General features: G+C 69.5%; 7 protein-coding genes. 5 read left to right on the top strand and 2 right to left on the bottom strand.

Translation table 11 applies throughout. The features are described 5' to 3' along the window. Positions 1-149: 149 nt before the first annotated feature. Entirely contained in the window at positions 150-1,514 is a 1,365-nt protein-coding gene (locus tag ACOZHM_RS10775) for a glutamate--cysteine ligase (RefSeq protein ID WP_421569250.1), read from the bottom strand. A 233-nt stretch (positions 1,515-1,747) separates the two neighbouring features. Between ACOZHM_RS10775 and ACOZHM_RS10770 the strand changes: the two genes are divergently transcribed. The 3 genes from ACOZHM_RS10770 (at position 1,748) to ACOZHM_RS10760 (ending at position 4,355) form a co-directional block, all read left to right on the top strand. Then, positions 1,748-2,446: a VIT1/CCC1 transporter family protein gene (locus tag ACOZHM_RS10770; protein ID WP_421569249.1), complete on the top strand. Its 699-nt coding sequence runs from the start codon at positions 1,748-1,750 to the stop codon at positions 2,444-2,446. Next, on the top strand, positions 2,446-3,276 hold the full coding sequence (locus tag ACOZHM_RS10765) for a helix-turn-helix domain-containing protein (RefSeq protein WP_421569248.1): 831 nt from the start codon (positions 2,446-2,448) through the stop codon (positions 3,274-3,276). The genes ACOZHM_RS10770 and ACOZHM_RS10765 overlap by 1 nt, the downstream gene beginning before the upstream one ends. Positions 3,277-3,377: 101 nt before the next feature. Then, positions 3,378-4,355 carry an MBL fold metallo-hydrolase gene (locus ACOZHM_RS10760; protein ID WP_421569247.1) on the top strand — a complete coding sequence of 326 codons (978 nt, stop codon included), beginning with the start codon at positions 3,378-3,380 and terminating at the stop codon, positions 4,353-4,355. 39 nt (positions 4,356-4,394) lie between these two features. On the opposite strand, the gene yihA is transcribed toward ACOZHM_RS10760, so the two are convergent. Then, positions 4,395-5,018 carry a ribosome biogenesis GTP-binding protein YihA/YsxC gene (gene yihA / locus ACOZHM_RS10755; RefSeq protein ID WP_421569246.1) on the bottom strand — a complete coding sequence of 208 codons (624 nt, stop codon included), beginning with the start codon at positions 5,016-5,018 and terminating at the stop codon, positions 4,395-4,397. A gap of 155 nt (positions 5,019-5,173) precedes the next feature. Between yihA and ACOZHM_RS10750 the strand changes: the two genes are divergently transcribed. Next, the gene (locus ACOZHM_RS10750) at positions 5,174-5,968 is read left to right on the top strand and encodes a c-type cytochrome (RefSeq protein ID WP_421569245.1); all 795 of its coding nucleotides are present in this window, start codon (positions 5,174-5,176) and stop codon (positions 5,966-5,968) included. Between the two features lie 107 nt (positions 5,969-6,075). Continuing rightward, positions 6,076-6,726: a thiol:disulfide interchange protein DsbA/DsbL gene (locus tag ACOZHM_RS10745; protein WP_421569244.1), complete on the top strand. Its 651-nt coding sequence runs from the start codon at positions 6,076-6,078 to the stop codon at positions 6,724-6,726. The last annotated feature ends 145 nt before the right edge of the window (positions 6,727-6,871 follow it).

Here is a 6,871-nt window from a genome sequence, read left to right as displayed (position 1 = left end):
GGGGTGTTTTTTCTTTTGGGGGCGGTGGCCGGTTAACCGGGTTTGCGCCCCCCTTGGGGGGTTTTTTTTGCCACCCTTTTGCCCAAACCCTGGGGGGGGGCCCGGGGGCCCCCCCCAACCCGTACGAATCAAAACGCCAGCAGTTCGCCTCAGTAAGCGAACTGCTTGAACACCGGGTCCACGCTCTGGTTCCACTCGCCGTGGAACAGCGCCAGCTTGCGCTCGGCCGGGGTGATGCCCGAGTCCACGATTTCCTGCAGCACGTCCAGGAAGTGGCTTTCGTCCTGGCCATCGGCGTTTCGCGCCGCGCGGCGCTGCAGGCCGGCGACCGCAATCTTCACCGCCTCGCGCGCCAGGTCGCGCACCGTACCGCCGCGGAACGGCAGGTTCAGCGCGTGCCGGGGCACACCATCGCGCAGCGCATGCCGCTCGACCAGGCTGAAGTCGCGCACCAGGTCCCAGGCCGCGTCCAGCGCCGCGTCGTCGTACAGCAGGCCGACCCAGAAGGCCGGCAACGCGCACAGGCGATTCCACGGGCCGCCATCGGCGCCGCGCATTTCCAGATACTTCTTCAACCGCACTTCCGGGAACGCCGTCGTCATGTGGTCCGACCAGTCGCGCATCGTCGGCAGCTGGCCCGGCAACACCGGCAGCTTGCCCACCATGAAGTCGCGGAAGCTCTGCCCGCTGGCGTCGTGGTACACGCCGTCGCGGTACGAGAAATACATCGGCACGTCGAGCAGGTAATCCACATAGCGCTCGTAGCCGAAGCCGTCCTCGAACACGAAGTCGAGCATGCCGGTGCGGTCGGCGTCGGTGTCGGTCCAGATGTGCGAGCGATAGCTCAGGAAGCCGTTCGGCTTGCCTTCGGTAAACGGCGAGTCGGCGAACAGCGCCGTCGCGATCGGCTGCAGCGCCAGCGACACGCGGAACTTCTTCACCATGTCCGCTTCGGTGGCGTAGTCCAGGTTGACCTGCACCGTGCAGGTGCGGGTCATCATGTCCAGGCCCAGCGAACCGACCTTGGGCATGTAGTCGCGCATGATGCGGTAGCGGCCCTTGGGCATCCACGGCATCTCTTCGCGTGTCCACTTCGGCTGGAAGCCCATGCCGAGGAAGCCCAACTGCAGCTCGGCAGCCACCTGGGCCACTTCGTTGAGGTGCGTACCGGTCTCCACGCAGGTCTGGTGGATGCTTTCCAACGCGGCGCCGGACAGCTCCAGCTGACCGGCCGGCTCCAGCGTCACCGAGGCGTTGTCGCGCAGCAGCGCGATGGTGTTGCCGTTCTCCTGCACCGGCGCCCAGCCGAACCGGGTCAACCCGGTCAGCAGCGCTTCGATGCCGCGCTCGCCTTCGAAGGTGGGCGGACGCAGGTCGTCCAGGCGGAAGCCGAACTTCTCGTGCTCGGTGCCGATGCGCCACTGCGCCTTGGGCTTTTCGCCGGAGGCCAACGTGGCGACCAGTTCGTTACGGTCGGTGATTGGCGTCTCGGCGACGTGGCTGGGGCTCGACAAGGGAGGGCTCGCAGGGATTCTGGACTGGACGGGGATGTGGGGTTGGCGGCCCTGCATCGCAAGGGCGCACTATATCGTGGCCGTTCCGGCCGTCGTGCCACCGTGACGGTTTTCTGCATCCTACTGGGAACCCCTTGACGCTGCCCGGGCCCCGCCACGCCGACCTTCTTCCCGCCGCAACGCAGCTGCGTCGCGTTCCTGCACCCGGCCGCGGCCGGGCCTAGACTGTCTGCATGAGTCGATCCCGACATCCCGAAGTGCACCGTTCCGACCGCGTGGGCTGGCTGCGAGCCGCCGTGCTGGGCGCCAACGACGGCATCGTGTCGGTGGCCGGGCTGGTGGTGGGCATCGCTGCCAGTGGCGCCAGCGCATCCACCGTACTGGCCACCGGCATCGCCGGCACCGTGGCCGGCGCGATGTCCATGGCCGCCGGCGAGTATGTGTCGGTGCAGTCGCAGGCCGACACCGAGCTGGCCGACCTGGCGGTCGAACAGCGCGAACTGCACGAAGACCCGCACAGCGAACTGGAAGAACTGGTGGCCATCTACCACCACCGCGGCCTGAGCGTGGCGCTGGCCCGCGAAGTCGCCGTGCAGCTGACCGCGCATGACGCGCTGGCGGCGCATGCGCGCGACGAACTGGGCATCACCGAAGAACTGCGCGCACGCCCGCTGCAGGCCGCACTCGCCTCGGCCGGCGCCTTCATCAGCGGCGCGGCGCTGCCGGTGCTGGCCGCGCTGCTGGCGCCGCACGCACACGTCGCGCAGATCACCACGGCCACCACCCTGGTCGGGCTGGGTGTGACCGGGGCCATGGCCGCCCGTGCCGGTGGTGCACCGCCCCTGCGCGGCGCGCTGCGGGTGATGTTCTGGGGCGCCTTGGCGATGGGCGCGGCGGCATTGATCGGCCAGTTGTTCGATACTGCCGCGTAATGGATGCCTGCCTCTACCCCGATCCGCTGTTGAACGAGATGGCCAGCTTGGCCGACTGCCAGCGCGCCGGCGGCTATGCCTGCATCACCGCGCGCCGCGAACACGGCGCGCAGTCGGTGGACATTCCGCAGCCCCAGTTCGCCATCCTGCTGCAGGGGCGCAAGCAGGTCGCCACCGCGCACCAATCGCTGCAGCTGGTGCCCGGGGACCTGTTTTTGATCACCCGGCGCTGCCGGATCGACGTGGTCAACACGCCCGATCCGCAGACCGGGCTGTACCTCAGCGCGATCGTGCCGTTGTGCAACGAGGCGCTGTCGGCGGCGCGCACGCTGTGGAACGAGCCGCTGCCCGAGGCCGGCGATGCATTGGCCAGGCTGCCCCTGGCCGATCATGCCGACACGCTGCGCCAGTGGCGGCACGCGCTGGAACACGCGCAGTACACCGAAGCGCGGCTGGCGCTGGCCGCACTGGTGCTGGCGTTCTGCCGGCGCGGGCACGGCAGCCTGCTGGTGCCGCCCGAACCCAGCCTGGGCGAACGCATCCGCGACCTGATCGCCGCACAACCGGAGCGCGACTGGCAATCGCGTGACTTCGAAGCGACGCTCGGGTTGAGCGGCGCCACCCTGCGCCGTCGCCTCGCCCACGAACAGGCCAGCGTGCGCGAGCTGATCGCCGACGCGCGCCTGGCCCATGCGATGAACCTGCTGTACACCACGCAGCTGCCGCTGAAGACCGTGGCCGCGCGCGTGGGCTACCGCTCGCTGGGCAGTTTCAGCAAGCGTTTCGCCGCACGTTACGGGCTGGAACCGGCGGCGATCGGCAACAGCTGACAACGCAGCGAGCGGTACGCGGCGCATTCTGAGCGGAACGCGGCGAACCCGGCGCGCACCATGGGTGCACCGCGGCGCCGCCGCCTTGTATGGAAACTGCCATGTCCTTCCCCCGTGTGCGCCTGCTCGCCACCGCCCTGCTGCTGGCCGCTGCCACCGCACCCGCATTCGCCACCACCACGCACCACCCGCAGGCGCAGGTACCGGGCGTCTACCACCAGCAGATCGGCGACCTTGAGGTGACCGCGCTGTTCGACGGCACCGTGGCACTGGGCCGCACCGAGCTGGTCGGCATCGCGCCCGGCGCGGTCACCCGCCTGCTCGACCACCGTTACGTGCCCGAAGACGGCAAGGGCCTGCAGACCGCCGTCAACGCCTATCTGATCCAGCGCGGCGACCACCTCACCCTGGTCGATACCGGCACGGCCGGCTGCTTCGGCCCGGGCCTGGGCCAGGTGCTGGGCAACCTGCGCAAGGCGGGGTACGACCCGGCCGACGTGGATGACGTGCTGCTCACCCATGCCCACCCGGACCATCTGTGTGGCCTGCTCGACGCGCAGGACCAGGTGGCCTACCCCAATGCCACCGTGTGGCTGTCCGACGCCGATGCCGCGTACTGGCTGGACCCGGCCAGCGAGGCCGGTGCGCCCCAGGGCGTGCGCTTCGCGTTCGCGCTGGCACGCAAGGCCGTGGCGCCGTACGCGGCAGCAGGCAAACTCCATCGTTTCAGTCCCGGGCAGGCGCTGCCAGGCGGCGTCACCGCGCTGGACAGCCACGGGCATACGCCAGGCCATGTGTCCTGGAAGCTGGACGGCGGTAACGGGCAGGCCGTGCTGGTCTGGGGCGACATCGTGCACTTCCATGCGGTGCAGTTCGCCCAGCCGCAGGCCGCGTTCGAGGCCGACAGCGACCGCACGGCCGCCGTCGCCAGCCGCCGCGCGATGATGGCGCAGGCCGCCGACGGCGGTTGGTGGGTGGCGGGTGCGCACCTGCCGTTCCCGGGCCTGGGCCATGTGCGGCGCGAAGGCGACGCCTTCGCGTGGGTACCGGGCGAATTCGCGCCGCTGCCGGCGCGGTAATTGTGTACCGACCAACGGTCGGTACCCACCGATGGCGCCTTATGGCGCCTCGGGAGCCGGTTTGTTCAGGCCCAACCAGCCGCCGATGATGCCGCGGGCTTCGTCCACGCCCTGGCGGGCCGGGCCGGAGAAGGTCTGCACGCTCACGGTGTCGCCGAAGGAGGAATGCAGCTCCTTGCGCACCTTCTGCAGGGCGATGCCCTGCTGGCCACGGCCGAGCTTGTCGGCCTTGGTCAGCAGCGCGTGCGCGGGCAGCCCGCGCTGCACGGCATAGGCCAGCATCTGCCGGTCGTAGTCCTTCAGCGGGTGGCGGATGTCCATCACCACCACCAGCCCCCGCAATGCCTCGCGGGTGCGGAAGTACTGGTCGATGAAGGCCTGCCAGTGCGCCTGCAGGTCCAGCGGCACCTTGGCGTAGCCGTAGCCGGGCAGATCGACCAGCTTGGCGTCGGGGGTGACTTCGAAGAACACCAGCTGCTGGGTGCGGCCGGGGGTCTTGGAGACCCGGGCCAGGCTGTTCTGGCGGGTCAGGGCGTTGAGGGCACTGGATTTGCCGGCGTTGGAGCGGCCGGCAAAGGCCACTTCGGCCCCCACGTCGTCCGGCAATTGCCGGGTATTGTGGGCCGAGAGCAGGTAATGGGCGCGTTCGAGGAGCAATGACATGGGCATAGGATCGCATGTCCGGGCCGGCGGCGTGCTGTCGGTGATGGGTTTTGCCGCACTGCCGCGTTGACCCCGGCGTGAAACGGCATGGATAATCGGGCGATCCCCGCGTGTGCACCCTGCACATGCCAGGCCGGTCCACACGGAGCTTCCGCATGCGCCATGCTCGCGTTCTTGCCGTTTCCGCTGTTGCTGTCTCGTTACTGGCCGCCGTTGCGGTCGCCCAGACGTCGATCACCCCGCTCCCGGATACCGGGCCGATAAAGACTGCCTCGCTCGAAGTGGACTTCAGCAAGACCACCTGGGGCGACGCCAAGGCCGGCCAGACCAAGGCCGCCGCGTGCGCGGCCTGCCATTCCGCCGATGGCAATGCCACGGTGGAGATGTACCCCAGCATCGCCGGCCAGAGCGAACGCTACGTGGCCCAGCAGATGGCGTTGATCGCCAACGGGCAGCGCACCTCCGGTGCCTCGGCGGCGATGGTGCCGTTCGTGCAGGACCTCACCCCGCAGGACATGCGCGACATCGGCGCGTACTTCGCCACCCAGAAGGCCAGCGCCGGGCTCGCCGACGACAGCGTGGTCAGCGACGGTCCCTACAAGGACAAGAAGTTCTTCGAGATCGGCCAGCAGCTCTATCGCGGCGGCGATGCCCAGCGCGGCATCCCGGCGTGCATGGCCTGCCACGGCCCCACCGGTGCCGGCAACCCGGGCCCGGCCTACCCGCACGTGGGGGGCCAGCACGCTTCTTATGTGTCGCGCCGGCTGCAGGAGTACCAGGCGGGGGTGACCCAGGAAACCGACAAGGCGCACTTCCAGATCATGGCCAGCATTGCCAAGTCGCTGACCGAGCAGGAGATCCAGGCGCTGGGCAGCTACCTGCAGGGCCTGCACAACCGCGCCGACGACGTGGCCGCGGCAACCTCCGCGGCGCGGCCGGCGGCTCCCTGAGGGCAGCGCGCGCCGATAACAGATGCGCCCCGCCCAAGCGGCGGGTTATGTTCACCGCCACGCCGGCACTGGGCCGGCGTTGTTTTTTCCGATGGAGATGGATGTAAATGACGTTGATGCCCCGCCTGATGCTGTTGCTGCTGGCCCTGAGCCCCCTGTCCGCGCTGGCCGCGCCCGCCCCTGCCGCACTGGTGGAAGGCAAGGATTACGAGCTGGTCGAGGCCCCCGGCCCGTTCGCGCCGCTGGCCGGCAAGATCGAAGTGGCGGAGATCTTCGGCTACACCTGCCCGCACTGCGCCCATTTCGAGCCGATCCTGGAGGCCTGGGCGAAGAAGCTGCCCAAGGATGTGCGGTTCACGCCGGTGCCCGCCGTGTTCGGGGGCTACTGGGATTCGTATGCACGTGCCTATTACGCCGCTGACCAGCTGGGCGTGGCCCAGCGCACCCATGCCGCCATGTTCAACGCGCTGCATGAAGCCGGTTCGCTGCCCATGCAGAACGTGTCGCCGGCCGAGCTGTCCACGTTCTATGCCAAGGAAGCGGGCGTGAACCCGCAGGCCTACGAAACCGCGCTGCGCAGCGAAGCGGTGAGCAACAAGCTCGCCGTCGCCAAGGCCTTCGCCCAGCGCGTCAAGGTACAGGGCACCCCGTCGCTGGTGATCAACGGCAAGTACCTGGTGAAGGGCACTTCCTTCGAGGACATGCTGCGCAACGCCGACGCGCTGATCGCCCGCGAACGCGCCGCGAAGGCTCGCTGAACCATCACGCACCCTGCACGCGGCGCCTCCGTGGCCGCGTGTCATCATACCCCCCGGGGGGGGGGGGGGGGGGGGGGGGGGGGGGGGGGGGGGGGCGGGGGGGGGGGGGGGGGGGGGGGGGGGGGGGGGGGGGGGGGGGGGGCGG

The sequence above is a fragment of the Stenotrophomonas sp. PD6 genome, assembly GCF_049199305.1.
In the GTDB taxonomy this organism is placed as follows: Bacteria; Pseudomonadota; Gammaproteobacteria; order Xanthomonadales; family Xanthomonadaceae; genus Stenotrophomonas.
Note: the sequence above shows the minus strand (reverse complement) of the source record. Positions and strands in the feature narration are given on the sequence as shown.

Coding starts and splice junctions, on each gene's coding strand:
- ACOZHM_RS10770 (WP_421569249.1), top strand. CDS start 1,748: ATGAGTCGATCCCGACATCCCGAAGTGCACCGTTCCGACCGCGTGGGC.
- ACOZHM_RS10765 (WP_421569248.1), top strand. CDS start 2,446: ATGGATGCCTGCCTCTACCCCGATCCGCTGTTGAACGAGATGGCCAGC.
- ACOZHM_RS10760 (WP_421569247.1), top strand. CDS start 3,378: ATGTCCTTCCCCCGTGTGCGCCTGCTCGCCACCGCCCTGCTGCTGGCC.
- yihA (WP_421569246.1), bottom strand. CDS start 5,018: ATGTCATTGCTCCTCGAACGCGCCCATTACCTGCTCTCGGCCCACAAT.
- ACOZHM_RS10750 (WP_421569245.1), top strand. CDS start 5,174: ATGCGCCATGCTCGCGTTCTTGCCGTTTCCGCTGTTGCTGTCTCGTTA.
- ACOZHM_RS10745 (WP_421569244.1), top strand. CDS start 6,076: ATGACGTTGATGCCCCGCCTGATGCTGTTGCTGCTGGCCCTGAGCCCC.